Raw genomic sequence first — 16,617 nt, forward strand, 5'->3', positions numbered from 1 at the left:
GCATATCACGTCGGGACTGACGTGCTCCTACTGCCTCTCGGGGGGAACCGTGAAGATCGTTCCCGCTCCTCGCCGCCCGTCGTGACCTCACGGCCGGACGGCCCGTCTGCGTCTTGACGGATCTTTACCCTCGACTCGAAGAAGACTATTCCACGCCACCGAAGATGTCTAGTCGTTCCAGCCTAGATTCTCCGGCCGGCCGTCATCAGGAGCGTGCAGTACCGGTCGCCGCCGGCGATCTCACCCGAGGGGACGGTGTGGTCAGATGATCTCCAGCCCCTTCCCGGTCAAGCCCAGCAGTGTTGCTTCACGGTGCTCTTCTCCGGAGGCGATCGCGAGGATGGCGTGGGCGACGTCGGCGGGGTCGAGCGGTGCCGGGAAGCGCTTCATGAGCGCGTCGGCCGTCAGGCCGGCCTCGGCGCCGTAGGCGGCGGCCGCGGCCTCCCCAATCGCGGTGCCGACCAGGAACTGGCGCGGGGCCAGGGCGACGAACCGGATCCCGAGCTTGCGGTCGTGGGCGGCGCGCTGGAGGTAGCCGGCCAGGAACATCTGCATCCGCTTGGCGCCCGCGTAGCCGCCCGACAGCGGCGAGCCGTCGAGGCCGGCGCCGCTCGACACGATCAGCACGGTCGAGTTCGGACGCAGCGGCCGGGCCAGCGCGGCGCGGCCGACCTCGAAGGCGATCTTGACGTCGACGTTCCATGGCATCGAGAACGACTCCCAGCTCTGCTGCTCGATCGAGGCCATCCGCGGGCGCGTGCCCGCGGCGACGACGACGAGGTCGGGGTCGGCCTCGGCGAGGAGGGCGGCGACCTGCGCGGGATCGGTGGCGTCCCGGTTGCGGCCGGCGGCCAGAACATGGGCTCCGGCGGCGGTGAGGACGCCGGCGGTGGCCTGGCCGACACCGCTGCCGGCGCCAATGACGAGGGCTCTCTGGACGCTCATCGCGCTGCCGCTACGAGCGCCGCATACTGGCGCTCCAGCGTCTTCGCCGCGCCGCCGCGCCAGCTCTCGGCCATGGACTCCGACATGGGATCGGGGAAGATCTCCTCCTCGTCGTTGTCCACGCCGTCGAAGATGGCGCGGGCGACGGACTCTGGAGCGGCTTTCGGAATGTCGAGGCCTCGGGTCATGTCGGTGTCCACGGGGCCGGTCAGGACGGCATGGACCGTCACGCCTCGTGCGGCCAGCAGGACGCGCAGTGACTGGGTCAGGGAGAACGCGGCCGCTTTCGACATCGAGTAGGCCGGGATGAGCGGCAAGGGGGCGAAGGCGTTGAGCGACAGGTTGTTGACGATGGCTCCCCCGGAGCGGGTCAGCAACGGCAGGAAGGCCTGGGTCACGTCGTATGTGCCGAACAGGTTGACGGCGAGGTGCCGTTCGAGTGCGGAACGGTCGTTCAGGTCGTCGTACAGCGCCAGGCCGGCGTTGTTGACGAGGACATCGAGCGATTCGACCTGCTCGACGGCCTGCTGCGTCTGCACCGCGTTGGTCACGTCCAGGGTCAGGGGCGTGACGCGCCCGTCAGGGTGTGCCAGCGGCTCGCGCGCACCGGCGTACACCCGCTTCGCGCCTCTGCGCAAGGCCTCCTCGACCAGTGCCCGCCCGATACCGCGATTGCTTCCGGTAATCAGAACCGCCTTGTCGGCGATGCTCACCATAATGACGATCTCCTCTTTGCTCACGGATGGTCGGTTGTTGAGACACGAACGGCCGGAGGAACTCGCCGATGACTTTCGGGCCCGGATGGTGTCCTTACCTGCAGCAGGAGCGGAAGAACGAGGCGATGCGAGGATGTTGTGGTGACCGAGTCGGCCCTGGTCCGCGCCCGGGCGGGGGACGGGGAAGCGTTCCGGGAGCTCACCGAGCCCTACCGGCGGGAGATCCAGCTGCACTGCTACCGGATCCTCGGCTCCGTGCAGGACGCGGAGGACATGGTGCAGGAGACCCTTCTGGCGGCCTGGCGCGGGCTTGAGGGATTCGAGGAGCGAGCCTCCATGCGCGCCTGGCTGTACCGCATCGCGACGAATCGCTGCCTGAACGTGCTGCGCGACACCGGCCGCCGGCCGCAGCCGCCGTCCGGCACCCCGCTCGTGGCGCCCGAGCCCACCCGCCGATCCGAGCCGACCTGGTTCGAGCCCTACCCGGACGCCCTGCTGGAGGACCTGCCGGACGCCTCCCCCGGGCCGGAAGCCCGCTACGAGAGCAGGGAGGCGCTGGCGCTGGCGTTTGTCGCCGGGCTCCAACGGCTGCCGCCGCGCCAGCGTGCGGTGCTGGTGCTGCGCGACGTTCTAGGCTTCCGCGCAGCCGAGGTGGCCGACCTGCTCGACAGCAGCGAGGCCTCGGTGAACAGCGCCCTACAGCGGGCCCGTGCGGCCCTGGACGGCCAGCTTCCCGCACACGACCGGGACCGGGCGCCGCTACCGCGTTCGCCGCGTGAGCGTGAGCTCGTCGGGCGATTCGTGGACGCGTTCGAGAGCTCCGACGTCGACCGGCTCGTCGCGCTGCTGACCGATGACGCGTGGCTGACGATGCCGCCCGAGCCGCTCGAGTACCAGGGACACGCGGCTATCGCCCGGTTCTACCTGACCCGCAACTGGTGGGGCGGTCAGGCGGTCCGGCTGGTGCCCACGCACGCGAACGGCCAGCCCGCGTTCGGCTGCTACCTCCAGGATCCCCGCAGCCCGATCGCGCACGCCTACGGGCTGGTGGTGCTCACCCTGGAGGGCGACCGGATCTCTGCCATCACCCGCTTCGGCGACAACAGCCTGCTCCCGCTGTTCGGGCTGCCACGAACCCTGCGCTAATAGCATCCGGCCCGGGCCCGCCCCGGCCCCCCGGCCTGCGCCTGCCCTACGACGACACGCTTCACGGATTGCAGCACAGCTGGGCATCACGCCCAACATCCTGACCAAGCGGTTGGGGGCGGATTGTCAGCTGGCGCGGTAGAAGCGGAAGAACGGGTGCTCGATGACGGCTGGGGCTGGTCGTCGGGTCGCGTCGTCGGATTGCTGGCGGCATCGGCCATCCTGGTTGCGGTGTTCCTGGCCCGGTCATCGCGGCATCCGAGCCCGGTCATCGAGATCGGCCTGCTGGGCAGCCGCAGCTTTGCGGTCGCGTCGCTGGCTACGTTCCTGTTCGGCGCAGCGCTCGGGGGAATGCTGCTCTCCAGCGTGCTGTGGGTCCAAAACATCTGGCACTGGTCGGCGTTGCAGAGCGGCCTGGCCATCCTCCCCGGCCCGGCGCTGGTGCCGATCTGGTCGGCTGTGGCCGGCAGGCTGATCCCACGCTTCGGTCCCGGCCCGGTCGTTGCCGGCTCCACTGCGTTCGCCGTCGGCGTCGCATGGTGGGCAGCAGCGATAGGTCTGCGGCCCAACTACGTCACCGGGATGCTCGCCGGCATGTCCCTCACCGGCGTCGGGGTCGGCCTGGCGATGCCCACGCTGCTCGGCGCCGCCGCATCGTCACTACCCCCGCAACGTTTCGCCGCCGGCTCCGGCGTCGTCAACATGGTCCGGCAGATCGGTCTTACCGTCGGCGTCGCTGTCCTTGTCGCCGTCACGGGCACTCCACACACGGCAGCAGGGCAACTCACAGCGTTCCAGCGCGCCTGGGTCGTCCTCGCGGCGATCGCCTTGGCGGCCGGGCTGACGGGCTACCTGCTCCGGCGCCCTCAAGCCGCCGTCAAGGTACCCGCCGAACACATCACCACAGCTTCGACCATCGGGGCAGACACCGACACATGAACGGCGCCGGGCTCCACGTCACAAGCATTGGGGCAGCGCTGAGCCATGCATGGTCCTGCCCCGGTCCGTACGCGGCGAGCCTCACCGCGCTGGTGCGGGGTACCACCCACCAGGGCTGTCGCGGCGCACCGCTGCCGCGCGCCCACGCCCACACCCTTGCCGTTCGCTACGACCCGCCCGACACGAGTGCCCAGGCCGTCACGCGGGTCTTGGACTCCGTCCAGGCGTGCGGCCGTGTGACGCGGCGCTCGATCGAAGTGCAACTCCATGGTTGCACCTGGAGGGTTGACGTGCAACCATGAGGTTGCACCTAATGGCGCGACACTGAAGGAGCCCCCTCTTGAGCGAGGATCGGATCGAGCGCGAAACCCTGATCGCGGCACCCCTGGAGCGGGTCTGGTCGCTGGTGACCGAACCCGGGTTCTGGGTGGCCGACAAGGCGAGCCTGCCCGGCACCGTGGCCAAAGAAGGCGAGTCGATGGTGGCGAAAAACGCCGAGTACGGCGACTTCCCGGTGCGCGTGGAGAAGGTCGAGCCGCCGACGTATGTGGCGTATCGCTGGGCCAGCGCGTTCCCCGGAGAAGAGCTGCGCGCGGACAACAGCACCCTTGTGGAGTTCACGTTGACGCCGGAAGGCGACAAGACGCGGCTCCGCGTCGTCGAGAGCGGGTTCGCGGCGCTGGCCGGGTCCGAGGAGCTGCGCCGCCAGGCGGTGAAGGACAACACCGGCGGCTGGCCCCAGGAGCTCGACGCGCTCAAGACGCGCGCCGAACAGTCATCCGTGTGACGGACGAACCTCGCGGCGCCGTCGAGGCGGTCGACAGCGTCCTCGTCGCGCTGGCCGACCCGACGCGACGTCAGCTGCTTGATCTGCTCGCTGCACAGGGCGAGGTCACCGCGACGACGCTCGCCGAACGACTTCCCGTCTCGCGGCAGGCGGTGGTCAAGCACCTCGCCGTCTTGGACGCCGCCGGGCTGGTTTCCGGCCGCCGGGTCGGACGCGAGGTGCGGTACTCGGTGCGGCCCGCGGCGCTGGACGCGACGGCGCGGTGGATGGCCGCGCTCGCGGTCGACTGGGATCGGCGGTTGGCGAACATCAAGCGCGTCGCTGAGGCAGCGGAGCGTGATTCGCAGTAGTACTCCAGTTACGGTTCTCGATTTTCCCTGTCCACGGTGCCTGCGTGAGGTGAGACGTCAGCGGTGACGCGGGCCACGCCAAGCTGTTTGTAACGACAAAGACGGAGAGAAACAATGACCGATCAGATCGGAACACGCCTTCGTGCTGGACGCATGACTACCGACACAACCTCGCCTCCACATTTCAGCAGCAGGCAGCGGTTGATCCTGCTCGTCCTGCTCGGTGCCGGGTTCATGCTGTCCGTCGACTTCTCGATCCTGAACGTCGCGCTGCCGCAGGTCGGCGCCGGCGTCGGGTTGGCATTGACCGGGCTCCCCTGGGTCACCGCCGCATACGCGCTGCCCGCAGCCGGCTTCGCCCTGCTGTTCGGCCGGTTGGCGGACCTGTTCGGCCGCCGCAGGCTGTTCCTGTCCGGTATGGTCCTGCTGACCGGGGCCTCGTTGTTCGGCGGCTTCGCATCCAACCCCGAGATGCTCCTGACCGCCCGGGTGCTGCAGGGCTTCGCCACCGCGATGGCGACCCCAGCGGCGTTGTCGCTGCTCACCAGCACGTTCATGGAAGGCGCGACGCGCGACCGCGTCCTCGGCCTCAACGGCGCGCTGCTCTCCGGCGGCTTCACCGTCGGCGCGCTGGTCGGCGGCACCCTCGTCAGCCTGCTGAGCTGGCGGGCCGCGTTCTTCATCAACGTCCCGGTCGCCGTGGTCATCCTGCTCCTCACCCCCCTCCTGATCAGCGAGAGCAGCTTGCCCGACCGGGTGAAGCTGGACCTGCCTGGAGCGGCGACCGTGACCGGCGGTCTGCTGGCCGTGACCTACGCGGTCATCGAGAAGCACATCCCCTCGGCCGTCGTCGGCGTGCTGCTACTGGCCGCGTTCTGGATGATCGAGCAGCGCTCGCCGGCACCGCTCGCCCCGGTGCGCATCCTCAAGCGGCCCACGGTGAAGTGGGGTAACTACGCGGGGCTCGTGGTCTTCACCATGGAGACCGCCATGATCTTCCTGATGACCCTCTACCTCCAGAAGGTCCTGGGCTTCTCCCCGCTGACCACCGGCCTGATCTTCGGCGTCCCAGGCCTGGCAGCCGTGGCCGCCGGGGTGATCGCCGGACGCTTCATCGGGCGCTTCGGCAGCCGCAAGATCCTCGCCGTGGGCCTGTCCGTGCAGAGCCTGGCGACACTCCCGCTGGTGTTTCTCGGCGCCGACCGGATGGCACTCACGGTCCTGATCCCTGCGCTTTTCATCGGGTTCTTCGGGCACGTAACCTCCATCGTGGCGTACACGGTGACCGCGACCTCGGGTCTGCCGAACGAGGAGCAGGGCCTGGCCACCGGCCTGACCTCGATGACCCAGCAGGTGGCCATCACCATCGGCATCCCGATCCTGAGCTCCGTCGCCGCGACGCAGAGCGTGCAGCTGACCGGTATCCACCTCGCGCTGAGCGTCAACGTGGCCGTGACGCTCGTCAGCGTGGTCCTCATCTGGTTCGGGTTGCGTCCGCACGGCGAGCGCCGCACGGCAGCGGCGGCCATACCGGTGTCGAAGGAAGCCGACAATGAACTGGCCGCATGTTCGGACTGAGCCGGTGCCCTCTCTGTCCATCAGGCTGATGTGAGACACCTGATCTGATGACGCGTGCTATCCGCCGAGGGGCGCCGATGCGGGCGGGCGGGGCGGGTCGCCGTACCGAACCCGGGGTCTCTGGCTTGTCCAGGGCGCGAGCGCGCTGCTCATCGTGCCGCAGTTCACGGTCGCGGCCTTCGCTCTACCTGGTCGGCGCGCGGCACTGGACCACGGGCGGCGCCGGTGGCCGGCCCGGCTGGCCGCGTAAGCCGATGCACCCCAACAGGAAGACCCCCGGAAGGTCCGGGCCCTTCATCACCAAGGTGTTTGCAGGCGGAGCTCACGGGATGGCCCGCCGCTCCGAGGCGCCGGAAAGGGGCTTATCCACCCGCAGCCACAGGGAATCGGTACCAGCGAACATGCGGACCGGTCCGTAGATCGACTCTGCGACCGGTTTCGCGACTCAGTGCGGGAGTGGTGCGAGAAGCAGGGCGACCGCTGGCGCGAAGGCAGACATGACCACGGTCTATCGGTGCGCTGGGCAACCCCCGGCACACGACCGACCGAGCAGAGTCGGCGCCATTGCGATGGCAACCGCGGGTACAGAAGATTGGGTTCAGCTGGTCACACCGCTGCAGTCGATCGACGAGCTCCGGTTTAGGAGTCTCCATGTGACTCCGGCTGATCTTGATGGGCAAGGCGGCTCGGCCGGCGGGACCGGCGTCGCGTCGGCGGGGAGCGGGCTGATTCAGGCTGCGGCGAGAACCGCCGTTGCTGGCCGGGTAAAGGCCTTGCGGTCACGAACGAGGGCCCATAGGACGTCTACGCGTCGTCGGGCGAGAGCGAGCATGGCTTGCCGATGGTGTTTACCTTCAGCACGTTTCTTCTCGTAGTACGCGCGGGATGTGGGGCATTCTCGGACGGCGGTGAATGCGGCCATCCACAGGATGTGTCGCAGGCTCCGGTGATACCGACGGGGCTGCCTATGGTTCCCGGAGACAGCCCCGGAGTCACGAGAAATGGGCGCCAGGCCGGCGTGGGCGGCGAGTTTGGCCGGGCTGTCGTATTCGGTCATGCCGGCGGTGTGGACGAGCAGTTCGGCGGTGAGCAGGCTTCCCATGCCCGGCAGACTCCCGATGATCGGCGCGAGGGGGTGTTGGTCGAGTTGGTCGGCGATGAGGTCGTCGACGGCGGCGATGCCTTGTTCGATGGCGAGGATCTCGGTGGCCATCTGCCCGACCACCACGGCCGCGGCGCGTTGTCCTGGCAGGGTGACGGTCTGCTGCCGGGCGGCGGCGACCATCGCCTCGGCGACCTGGGCGGCGTTCTTGACGTGGCCGCGCCGGAGCAGGGCGGCGATCCGGTCGACGCCGGCGTGCCGGATCGCGGCAGGGGTCTGCCAGCACGCGAGGACCATCATCCGGCCCTTCCGGTTCAGGTCCACGGCCCGCTCCAGCGCGGGGCTGATCCCGGTGAGCAGTTCCTGCAAACGGAACAGGGTGGCGACGCGCTGGCCGACGAGGTCGGCGCGGTAGCCGGTGAGGACGGTGAGTTCGGCGAGGAGTCGGTCGGAGGGTTCCAGGATTGGGATGTCGGGGTGCATGCGGATGGTGTGGGCGATGACCAGAGCGTCGCGGGCGTCGATCTTGTTCTCTCCGGCGAATGCGGCGGCCATGTGGAACGCGACCGTGCCGGAGACATAGCGGACCTGAACCTGCCGCCGCCACAGCAAGGTCAGCAGCAGCGCGGACAGCCCGGTAGTGACGTCCACGGCCCAACAGACCGGCCGTCCGACGGCGGAGACCTCGGCCATGACGGTAAGCAGGGCGGACTCGTCGTTGGCCACCCGGCGGGAGTAGACCAATCGGCCGTCGCCGTCGACGGCGGCGACGTGATGGTGGGTCTTGCCGATGTCCACGCCGATCCACAGCTTCGCCACCGTCTCGCCTCTCCTTCGTTGGTCGGTTCTCTTGGTCGGGCCCTCGTCTGCGGGTTCGGGTTTGCCGGCACCTTCTAGCGATGCGATCGGGGGTCGCGGGTCTCCATCAGCGGTCTACCGGATTCACAGACGACGAAGCGGCGGGTGGCATCTCCTACCGTCAGCCAACCAATCTCGGCGAAACACACGCAGCCACACCCGCCGATTCCTGGGCACCAGGGTTTACGGCTACCGGGCCGCGCCCGTTCAACCAGCCCGCCCGCGAGGCGGGGGTGGGTGGCACCTCGAGTGTCAGCCACAGCCACGGCGGAGCACACAGAGCCATACCCCACCCCAGCCGCGCAGGAGTGGCAACGCCAGCCTGCCGCCGTCGCCGACGGGCACCTCGGACACGATGTGCGAGAGCCCGGAACCGAGGTCTCGCCCAATCGGCTGGGCGTGAAACGCCGACACGTGCGGACGGATCCTCGGGTCTGTTGGGCTGTGGATCAGCGACCGGGGTTGCCCGCACTCCAGGCCCTGAATGTGAAACCTGGTTTGGGCTGTCGACGCTGTGATGACGATCCTCGTGCTCGGCGATGACCAGCCGGGTCTCGTAGGCTCGGGCAGTGGAAAGCAGTCGAGGGCGGATCATGGCGCAGATGTTGGATGCGGCGGAGAACGCCTCCCCCGTCGACGCGGTCGAGGCGGTCACCCGGGAACTCGGTGCGGCGCTGGGGGCACGTACCGTCGCGTTCTTGATCGCGGACCTCAGCGGCCGGGCGCTGGTCCGGTTGACCCACGTGCCGCTCGGCGGAACCGGTGCGGGACGCCGGGGCGGTGACGAGGTCGCCACGGTGATGCCGTTCGACGGCGGCCCCGCCGAGCAGGCGCTACGCACCCAGACGGTGCAGGTTGTCACGCAGCCTGACAGGTGGACGGTGTTGGCGCCGGTGACCGACCGCGGTGAGGCCATCGGCCTGCTCGAGATGATCCTGCCGGACGAGCCGGACCCGCGGGCGCTGCAGGAGATAACCCGTACGGCGCACGTGTTGGCGTTCGTGGTGATCGCCAACCGGCGGTACACCGACCTTTTCGAGTGGGGGCAACGCACCACCCCGTTCACCCTGTCCGGGGAGATCCAGCGCCGCCTGCTGCCCGCCTCGTTCACGTGTGAGGCCAGCGCGTTCACCCTGTCCGGCTGGCTGGAACCCGCCGCCAGCATCGGCGGGGACACCTTTGACTACAGCCTCGCCCGCGACGTGCTGCACTTCAGCGTCACCGACGCGATGGGCCACGGGGTGGCCAGCGCGTTGACGGCCACCCTGGGCGTGGGCAGCCTGCGCAACAGCCGCCGCCGCGGGGTCGGTCTGGTGGAGCAGGCCGAAGCCGCGAATGCCGACGTGGCCGACCACGCCACCGTGCCCGGCAGTTACATCACCGCGGTCCTCGGCCGTCTCGACCTGCGCACCGGCGTGTGCGCGCTGCTCAACGCCGGGCACGTCCCGCCGATGCTGGTACGCGACGGGAACACCCGGGCGCTGCCACTACCGCCCAACTTCCCCCTGGGTATGTTCGCCGACGCCGGACACCGCGCTGGCGAGATCGAGCTGCGGCCGGGCGACCGCCTGGTGGTGGTCACCGATGGCATGCGGGAGCGCAACGCCGCCAACCTGGATCTACCGACCATGTTGCGGTCGATCACCGGTCTGCATCCACGCGAGGCTGCCCGGGCGTTGGCCGACGCCGTCCTCGAGGTCAGCGGACCGACTCTGGCCGATGACGCCACCCTGTTCATCCTCGACTGGCACGGCGGGCACCGCGAGGACCGGCGTACCAGCGCCGGCGCCGCCCAGGAGCGTGCCAGCACCGCGCTGCCCGACTGACTACTGGCCTGGCGCGTGGTCGGTGGACGGCACATCGGCTTCAGCCGCCTGCACACTGTCATAAACATGGATCACTCGATCCACCGACGTGACCGTCAGGACGCTGTGCACGGCGGGCTGCACCGCGGCGAGGCTCAACCGACCGCCGACGTCCCGCAGCGCCTTGAACATCACGACCAGCGCGCCCAGTCCGCTGGAGTCCATGAATCCCACCCCGGCCAGGTCCACCACCACGTGATGGTCACCGGCGTCGACCAACCGTTGCAGGCCCTCGCGCAGCTGGGGGGATGTCGCCATGTCCAGCTCGCCGCGCGCCTCGAGCACGGTGCAACCCCGGCCCGGCCGGACCGACAGCAGCAGTTCCACAGCAACCTCCCCACGCCCCGATGATCCCCGCTTACCATATTCTGCCGACGGGTGAACCGCCGTCGGCCTGCGTACGTCGCGCCGGCACCCTGACCGTTTCGCCTCAGCAGAACCGGGGTAGGGCTGATCACCACCGGAGCATCGCGCCTCAGGGCGGTAGTCCGACGGTCAGGTATGGGCCGGGGAGGAGCTGTGCAGTGCGGGTGAGCATGACCCTGTCACTCCCGCGGCAACCGTCGTCGGTGACCCGCGCCCGCCACGTCCTCACCACCCTGCTGAGCCTCACCGATGTCGCCGAGGACTCCCGTGGCCACCTCGCCGTGCTGATCAGCGAGGCGTGCGCCAACGCGGTGCTGCACGCCGATGCCGACAGCGTCGTCGACATCACCATCGTCATCGACGACGACGTCTGCCTCCTCGAGGTCGGCAACCGCGGCAGCACCCCCAACGGCGCTGGCCTCGACGCCGAACTCCCCGCCCCGCTCACCGTCGGCGGGCGTGGACTGCCCCTGATCGCAGCGCTCGCCGACACCGCCGCCTTCGTCGCCGGGCCACCGAACCAGGTACTGCTCCGCATCACCAAACACCTCACCGACGCACGAACAGCACCGATCCGGTAACCGGCTGCCGCACCGTGCGCCCTCGCCATCCGCCGAGCCCGAGCCAGGTGGCCGGCCTTCGATGGGGCGTCTCGCGGTTGGCGGCCGACATGGGAAGAGGTGCGACGAGCAGGAGTACGGCCGGCAGGGCCGAGGTGGTTCGCGCTGGCGAGCCAGCCGGCTCACCGCCCGCCGACGACCTCACCCGTCAGTGTGCCGCGTCCCATGCTGCTGGTTCTGGTTCTGCCGGAGGGCTTCCTCGAGTTGGTCCTCGAGGATGATGATCCGGCAGGCGGCCTCCAGGGCGGTGCCCTGGTCGACCATCTCCGGGCCCGGGCGGCCAGGCGAAGCTGGTAGCGGGAGTAGCGGCGGTGCCCGCCGGTAGAGCGGTGCGGGTTGATCAGTCTCGCCTCGTCCAGGCGGCGCAGGAAGTCCTGCGTGGTGCCGAGCATCTCCGCGGCCTGGCCGATCGTGTAGGCCGGGTAGTTCTCATCGCCGAACATGTCATCGGGGTTCTGCCCCATGTCACCTCCACGTCGAGGGCCCCGGCGCTTACGCGCCGGGGCCCAGGGTTACGGGTCAGAACACCATCTACCGACAAGAACGTCGGCTTGTCATATCCGCACCAGCCGTAACTGACGGCTTCGGGTGCGAGGATCGCATAAGCGTGACCGGAGACCACCTCTCGTTCGATGGAAACTGCGGTGTCCGCCCGGCCTGACATGACGGCCGACGGCGGGCGATCCAACGGTGTACGGCCCTCCCTTTCCTCTGCTACTTCTTTCCCTTGCTGACGTACGGTCCACCGGTGCCGGAGCCCCACGCGACTTCCTGGCCCCCACACGTACGGCGAACAACAGCTGGAGCCCCAAAAGAACCTTGGCCCCACCTGCACCCCGGCTCGCACACGCCGGGCTGTGCTCCTACTGCCTTCCGTAGAGGGAACGATGGATCATGTTCCGCTCCTCGCCGCCCGTCGTGACCTCACGGCCGGACAGCCCGTCTGCGTCTTGACGGATCTTCACTCTCAACTCGAAGAAGAGTATGCCACACCGCAGAGGATGTCTAGTCTTCCCAGCCTAGATTTACTGGTCGCCGCCCATCAGAATGGCTGACCTGCTGAGTCTCTACGCGAGTTGTCGCAACCGCTCTCCCGATCGACGCTCGGCATGGCGGTGACGGCTCTCTCGCCCGCCGGGAATCCCCCGAAGCCCAGAGCGGCATGGTGGCGATCAGCACTCCCGACGAATTCTCCCCTGACGAGAGGGTAGGTTCGGTGTCGGTCATCGAGGCGAAGCCGGATGGCCGTCTGGGGGCGGACGAATCGCGTCCGAGGCGATGACACCCCGGGGCCGGTCAACTCGGCTGCCGCCGATCTGTGAGTAGCCGCGCTGTCCCGATCCGGGGCGGGAACTGTGCGCGCCCCAGGGGCGCCTGAGTGGAAATGGCTGTATGTCTTCTGTGCTGTCCGCGGTCGTCCGGCCGCGCCTGTCCCGTCCGTCCTGGCTGTCGCCGAAGGTGTTCCGCACCGAGGTCCTCGCCGGCCTGGTCGTCGCCCTGGCGTTGATCCCGGAGGCGATCTCCTTCTCGATCCTGGCGGGGGTCGACCCGAGGGTAGGGCTGTTCGCCTCGTTCACCATGGCCGTCACGATCGCGGTCTGCGGTGGCCGGCCGGCGATGATCTCCGCCGCGACCGGAGCGATCGCCCTGGTGGTGGCGCCGCTGGCGAAGGAGCATGGCCTGGACTACCTGATCGCGGCGGTGATCCTCGGCGGCGCCATCCAGATTGTGCTGGCGATGCTCGGGGTGGCGAAGCTGATGCGGTTCATCCCGCGCAGTGTCATGGTCGGTTTCGTCAACGCCCTGGCGATCCTGATCTTCGCCGCGCAGGTGCCGCACCTGCTCGGTGTGCCGTGGCTGGTCTACCCGCTCGCCGCCGTCGCCCTGGCGATCATGGTCGGGCTGCCCCGCCTCACCCGGGCCGTCCCGCGCCGCTGGTGGCCATCGTGGTGCTGACCGTGGTCACGGTGGCCGCGCACATGGCGGTGCCGACAGTCGGCGACGAGGGCGCGCTGCCGGACAGCCTGCCCACCCTCGGGCTGCCGCAGATCCCCTGGACCATGGACACCCTCACCCTGATCGCCCCCTACGCCCTGGGCATCGCACTGGTCGGGCTGATGGAATCGCTGATGACCGCGAAGCTGGTCGACGACATCACCGACACCCCCTCCAGCAAGACCCGCGAGTCCTGGGGCCAGGGCGTGGCCAACATCGTCACCGGATTCTTCGGCGGCATGGGCGGCTGCGCCATGATCGGCCAGACAATGATCAACGTGAAGGCGTCCGGCGCCCGCACCCGCCTGTCGACGTTCCTGGCCGGCGTGTTCCTGCTGATCCTGGTCGTCGCGCTCGGCGACGTGGTCGCGGTGATCCCGATGGCCGCCCTGGTCGCCGTCATGATCATCGTGGCGGTGTCGACGTTCGACTGGCACTCCGTCGCGCCGAAGACGCTCAAGCGGATGCCCTACGGCGAGACGATCGTCATGCTCGCCACCGTCGTCACCACTCTGGCCACCCACAACCTGGCCATCGGCGTTGTTGTCGGTGTGCTCACCGCCATGGTGATCTTCGCCCGGCGGGTCGCTCACCTGGTCGAGGTGACCAGCGTGCTCGACCCCGACGGCACCACCCGGATCTACTCCGTGCACGGTGAGCTGTTCTTCGCCTCCAGCAACGACCTCGTCGGCCAGTTCGACTACGCGGGTGATCCCGGGCACGTGGTCATCGACATGACCCACGCCCACGTGTGGGACGCCTCCTCGGTCGCGGCGCTGGACGCCATCACCACGAAGTACGCAGCTCGGGGCAAGGCCGTGGAGATCGTCGAGTTGAACAAGCCCAGCGCCCGTATCCACGACACCCTCGCCGGGCAGCTCGGCGTCGGTCACTGATGGCCGCCGCCAGCCGGGACACCGGGCCGGAGCAGCACGCCTCCGGCCCGGCCACGGGCCGCCTGATGCAGATCGGCGAGGCAGCCGAACGGGTCGGGCTGAGCATCCGGACCATTCGCCACTACGAGGAAGTCGGCCTGATCGTGCCCTCCGCGCGTAGCGAGGGCGGCTTCCGCCTCTACACCGAGCCCGACCTCGAGCGCCTCGCCGTGGTCAAGCGGATGAAACCCCTCGGGTTCAGCCTCGACGAGATGCGCGACCTGCTCACCGTCGTTGACGCCCTCGACACCGCCACCGGAGCCGAGCGGGCAGCGCTGCTCGACCGGCTCGACATGTTCCACACCGCCGCCACCACCCGCGTGACCGCCCTACGCGACCAACTCGCCATGGCCGAAGGCTTCGCCGACACCCTCCGCGACAAACTCAACCACCACGGCAGCCCGGCGGGCTGAGCACCGCCGCTGCCGACTACCCCTGAACTGCGGTGGCGTGGTTCAGGGTCATCGGTCGTCGTCGGCGACCGTAGTGAGGGCGGAGCCGGCGGCGGAGCGGGTCATGACCGGGATCAGCACCGTTGCGACCGCGACGTGCAGGGCGCCGAGAATGATCCGGGTCGCGGCATCCATGCCGGGAGCCAGCAGCGGCGCCAGAGACACCAGTAGTACCCCGACCGCGGTGATCGTCCAGACGAGCCGGGCGGACCGGGGCAGCAGCCGCTCCAGGAGTGCGAGCAGCGCCCAGCCAGCCAGGGCGGCGGCCAGCGCGACAATCACGACAGGAGCAAGGCCGATCTCCAACGGCTCCCTCCTGGGCGGCCCGCCGGTAACGGCGAGCCGGTGCCCCAGCAGCGGGACGGCAACCGTCCAGAGGGCGGCGGCTACGCCAACGGCCCCGATCACGCCCCGAATTCGGCGGACGCGGTTCATCCCGCAGCTGCCGCAGTATCGACCACGCCGTGGAGAAACACGTCGACCAGCGTTTCGATCGGGGTTTCGGCGCCGCCGGTCGCTCCTCGCCGGCCCATGAGAATGCCGAGGAAGATGACGGCGAGCTGTTCGACGGGCAGTCGCAGCGCGGCCCGGTCGGGCTCCAGCAGTCGGATCACCGCTTCGCGGGTGCGCTCAGTCGCTGTTGTCCGATCGCCGGTCGCACTGCGATCAGCCGGCTCGCGCCGCTCACCTCGGCGGCCACTGGCGTGCACAGCGCCGATCACCGCCATGTGGTGGGACTAGACATTCTGGTGAGGTGTTGTCCGGTCTCAGGACCTGCGTGACAGATCGCTATCAGGACCTGGGTGACCTCCGCGCAGCATTGGTGGAGTGACTTCGAAGAGCGGTATCACGCCGTCGCCGGCTCGGTCGGGCAGCTCGATGCCCGTGCGGACGTGCCTGCACCCGACCTCTGGCTAGATCTGTGGATCAGCCTGCGAGTCCCACCAGCGCGGCAACCCGTCATCGGGGGCGTCCGGGCTGGCGAAGTAAAACGGCACGCCGATGCTGCCTGCTATCGCCTGGCCTTTCTCGATAGCTTCCGCGGCTTCCGGCCATGGCGGAACCTCGCCTCTGAACAAGCGGAGATCGCTGCCGTGGCGAAAACCCTGCCAGCGGCTGCTCGTCGAAGCAGGGGTGGTGGCTGCTTGGCCGTCGCACAATCGCGTACAGCCTCACAAACCAGCCTTGGGTGTCTCCATCCCACAGAGCTTCCACGGCAACGACTGGATCCGTAATCGCCGTGACTGTCTCGACCAGGTGCGGCACCTCGACCGGCGGCTCTTCCGGTTCATCCAAGCCCTCTGCGCGGAGCCACGCCAAGCGCTCAGCCATCATGTCCTGGGCTTCGTACAGACTCGGCTGAGGATCAAGGCCGCCGTCCGAGCGCAACAGCATGAGGGCATGTATCAGCCGCCGCTGGCGAAGTTGCTCGTCGATCCGATCGCGCACCTGCGAGGACAGCGACGTCCACCACGAATCCTGTCCCTGCACGACCCCAGTCTCACCCACCAAAGTTCCGAGGGCGTCGAGCCGGATGTGTCACCCATGTCCCGAGACTGATCTGTCACGGAGGTTCTGAGACTCGACACCGCCGGTTCTCCCGCGAACTTCACCAAGCACTCCCGGCCGATGACGACCACGTTACCGGGGCGAGGGTGGTCACCTAAGCCATCCGAGGAACCTGCGGTGGAGGGTGCCCGACGGCGCCCAGCTCATGTCCTGCGTTGCGGCCACCAGGTGCGAGCTCATGTAGATGCTCAAGGACACCGGAGCGCCGGCGTACTCGGCGAGCAACTCTTTTCGACGAGTACGGCAGGGCCAAGGGGCGCCACACCCGCCGCAGGTCCAGGTCGGCAGCACCGGTCCGTGCGTGGTCATCGGTCCTCACCCGGCCAGTGCCCCCGGTTGATCGGCAGGCGGTGCGTCGCCCGGCAGGGCAGGTCGGTCCCGCAGCGGCAGATCC

Annotated in this window: 15 protein-coding genes and 2 pseudogenes; 10 read left to right on the plus strand and 7 right to left on the minus strand. The window is 68.9% G+C overall.

The features are described from left to right. Positions 1-261 precede the first annotated feature (261 nt). Together JNW87_RS20585 and JNW87_RS20590 are read right to left on the minus strand one after the other, a co-directional pair. A complete protein-coding gene (locus JNW87_RS20585; protein ID WP_109800977.1) occupies positions 262-945 on the minus strand; it encodes an SDR family oxidoreductase in 684 nt (227 codons plus the stop codon). Beyond that, the gene (locus JNW87_RS20590) at positions 942-1,685 is read right to left on the minus strand and encodes an SDR family NAD(P)-dependent oxidoreductase (protein WP_236647398.1); all 744 of its coding nucleotides are present in this window, start codon (positions 1,683-1,685) and stop codon (positions 942-944) included. Before JNW87_RS20590 ends, JNW87_RS20585 begins: the two co-directional genes overlap by 4 nt. Positions 1,686-1,802: 117 nt before the next feature. Between JNW87_RS20590 and JNW87_RS20595 the strand changes: the two genes are divergently transcribed. From JNW87_RS20595 to JNW87_RS20615, 5 genes are all read left to right on the plus strand, one after another. Continuing rightward, positions 1,803-2,807 (plus strand): sigma-70 family RNA polymerase sigma factor, encoded by a 1,005-nt coding sequence (locus tag JNW87_RS20595; RefSeq protein ID WP_236647399.1) that lies wholly within the window; start codon positions 1,803-1,805, stop codon positions 2,805-2,807. Positions 2,808-2,963: 156 nt separating this feature from the next. Then, positions 2,964-3,746, plus strand: coding sequence for an MFS transporter (locus JNW87_RS20600; protein ID WP_161557784.1), 783 nt, complete (start codon positions 2,964-2,966; stop codon positions 3,744-3,746). A gap of 340 nt (positions 3,747-4,086) precedes the next feature. Further along, a complete protein-coding gene (locus tag JNW87_RS20605) occupies positions 4,087-4,533 on the plus strand; it encodes an SRPBCC domain-containing protein (RefSeq protein WP_109800981.1) in 447 nt (148 codons plus the stop codon). Then, positions 4,530-4,883, plus strand: coding sequence for a helix-turn-helix transcriptional regulator (locus tag JNW87_RS20610; RefSeq protein WP_109800982.1), 354 nt, complete (start codon positions 4,530-4,532; stop codon positions 4,881-4,883). The genes JNW87_RS20605 and JNW87_RS20610 overlap by 4 nt, the downstream gene beginning before the upstream one ends. 153 nt (positions 4,884-5,036) lie before the next feature. Then, the gene (locus JNW87_RS20615) at positions 5,037-6,461 is read left to right on the plus strand and encodes an MFS transporter (RefSeq protein ID WP_109800983.1); all 1,425 of its coding nucleotides are present in this window, start codon (positions 5,037-5,039) and stop codon (positions 6,459-6,461) included. A 730-nt stretch (positions 6,462-7,191) separates the two neighbouring features. On the opposite strand, the gene JNW87_RS20620 is transcribed toward JNW87_RS20615, so the two are convergent. Continuing rightward, on the minus strand, positions 7,192-8,382 hold the full coding sequence (locus JNW87_RS20620; RefSeq protein WP_109800984.1) for an IS110 family transposase: 1,191 nt from the start codon (positions 8,380-8,382) through the stop codon (positions 7,192-7,194). Positions 8,383-9,023: 641 nt separating this feature from the next. Here JNW87_RS20620 and JNW87_RS20625 point away from each other — a divergent pair. Next, positions 9,024-10,247, plus strand: coding sequence for a PP2C family protein-serine/threonine phosphatase (locus tag JNW87_RS20625; RefSeq protein WP_238454228.1), 1,224 nt, complete (start codon positions 9,024-9,026; stop codon positions 10,245-10,247). On the opposite strand, the gene JNW87_RS20630 is transcribed toward JNW87_RS20625, so the two are convergent. Beyond that, complete coding sequence (locus tag JNW87_RS20630) at positions 10,248-10,613, minus strand: STAS domain-containing protein (protein WP_109800986.1); 366 nt, start codon at positions 10,611-10,613, stop codon at positions 10,248-10,250. A gap of 209 nt (positions 10,614-10,822) precedes the next feature. On the opposite strand from JNW87_RS20630, the gene JNW87_RS20635 reads away from it, so the two are divergent. Then, a complete protein-coding gene (locus JNW87_RS20635) occupies positions 10,823-11,233 on the plus strand; it encodes an ATP-binding protein (RefSeq protein ID WP_161557785.1) in 411 nt (136 codons plus the stop codon). Between the two features lie 180 nt (positions 11,234-11,413). Here JNW87_RS20635 and JNW87_RS20640 read toward each other — a convergent pair. Beyond that, positions 11,414-11,736 (minus strand): annotated as a pseudogene (locus tag JNW87_RS20640) (helix-turn-helix domain-containing protein). 928 nt (positions 11,737-12,664) lie between these two features. Here JNW87_RS20640 and JNW87_RS20645 point away from each other — a divergent pair. Together JNW87_RS20645 and JNW87_RS20650 are read left to right on the plus strand one after the other, a co-directional pair. After that, a pseudogene (locus tag JNW87_RS20645) lies at positions 12,665-14,163 on the plus strand (SulP family inorganic anion transporter). Next, on the plus strand, positions 14,163-14,615 hold the full coding sequence (locus JNW87_RS20650; RefSeq protein WP_109800989.1) for a MerR family transcriptional regulator: 453 nt from the start codon (positions 14,163-14,165) through the stop codon (positions 14,613-14,615). Before JNW87_RS20645 ends, JNW87_RS20650 begins: the two are co-directional and overlap by 1 nt. A 48-nt stretch (positions 14,616-14,663) precedes the next feature. On the opposite strand, the gene JNW87_RS20655 is transcribed toward JNW87_RS20650, so the two are convergent. Further along, positions 14,664-15,089, minus strand: coding sequence for a DUF6069 family protein (locus tag JNW87_RS20655; protein WP_109800990.1), 426 nt, complete (start codon positions 15,087-15,089; stop codon positions 14,664-14,666). Continuing rightward, positions 15,086-15,382 (minus strand): hypothetical protein, encoded by a 297-nt coding sequence (locus JNW87_RS20660; protein WP_146231001.1) that lies wholly within the window; start codon positions 15,380-15,382, stop codon positions 15,086-15,088. The genes JNW87_RS20655 and JNW87_RS20660 overlap by 4 nt, the downstream gene beginning before the upstream one ends. Positions 15,383-15,839: 457 nt before the next feature. On the opposite strand from JNW87_RS20660, the gene JNW87_RS20665 reads away from it, so the two are divergent. Beyond that, positions 15,840-16,214 (plus strand): hypothetical protein, encoded by a 375-nt coding sequence (locus JNW87_RS20665; protein WP_146231002.1) that lies wholly within the window; start codon positions 15,840-15,842, stop codon positions 16,212-16,214. Positions 16,215-16,617 lie beyond the last annotated feature (403 nt).

The sequence above is a fragment of the Micromonospora sp. ATA51 genome, from assembly GCF_016802855.1.
Classification (GTDB): Bacteria; Actinomycetota; Actinomycetes; order Mycobacteriales; family Micromonosporaceae; genus Micromonospora; species Micromonospora sicca.

Excerpts from the sequence above, each read along its gene's own strand:
- JNW87_RS20585 (WP_109800977.1), bottom strand. The coding sequence starts at position 945 with ATGAGCGTCCAGAGAGCCCTCGTCATTGGCGCCGGCAGCGGTGTCGGC.
- JNW87_RS20615 (WP_109800983.1), top strand. The coding sequence starts at position 5,037 with ATGACTACCGACACAACCTCGCCTCCACATTTCAGCAGCAGGCAGCGG.
- JNW87_RS20625 (WP_238454228.1), top strand. The coding sequence starts at position 9,024 with ATGTTGGATGCGGCGGAGAACGCCTCCCCCGTCGACGCGGTCGAGGCG.
- JNW87_RS20635 (WP_161557785.1), top strand. The coding sequence starts at position 10,823 with ATGACCCTGTCACTCCCGCGGCAACCGTCGTCGGTGACCCGCGCCCGC.
- JNW87_RS20650 (WP_109800989.1), top strand. The coding sequence starts at position 14,163 with ATGGCCGCCGCCAGCCGGGACACCGGGCCGGAGCAGCACGCCTCCGGC.
- JNW87_RS20655 (WP_109800990.1), bottom strand. The coding sequence starts at position 15,089 with ATGAACCGCGTCCGCCGAATTCGGGGCGTGATCGGGGCCGTTGGCGTA.
- JNW87_RS20660 (WP_146231001.1), bottom strand. The coding sequence starts at position 15,382 with ATGGCGGTGATCGGCGCTGTGCACGCCAGTGGCCGCCGAGGTGAGCGG.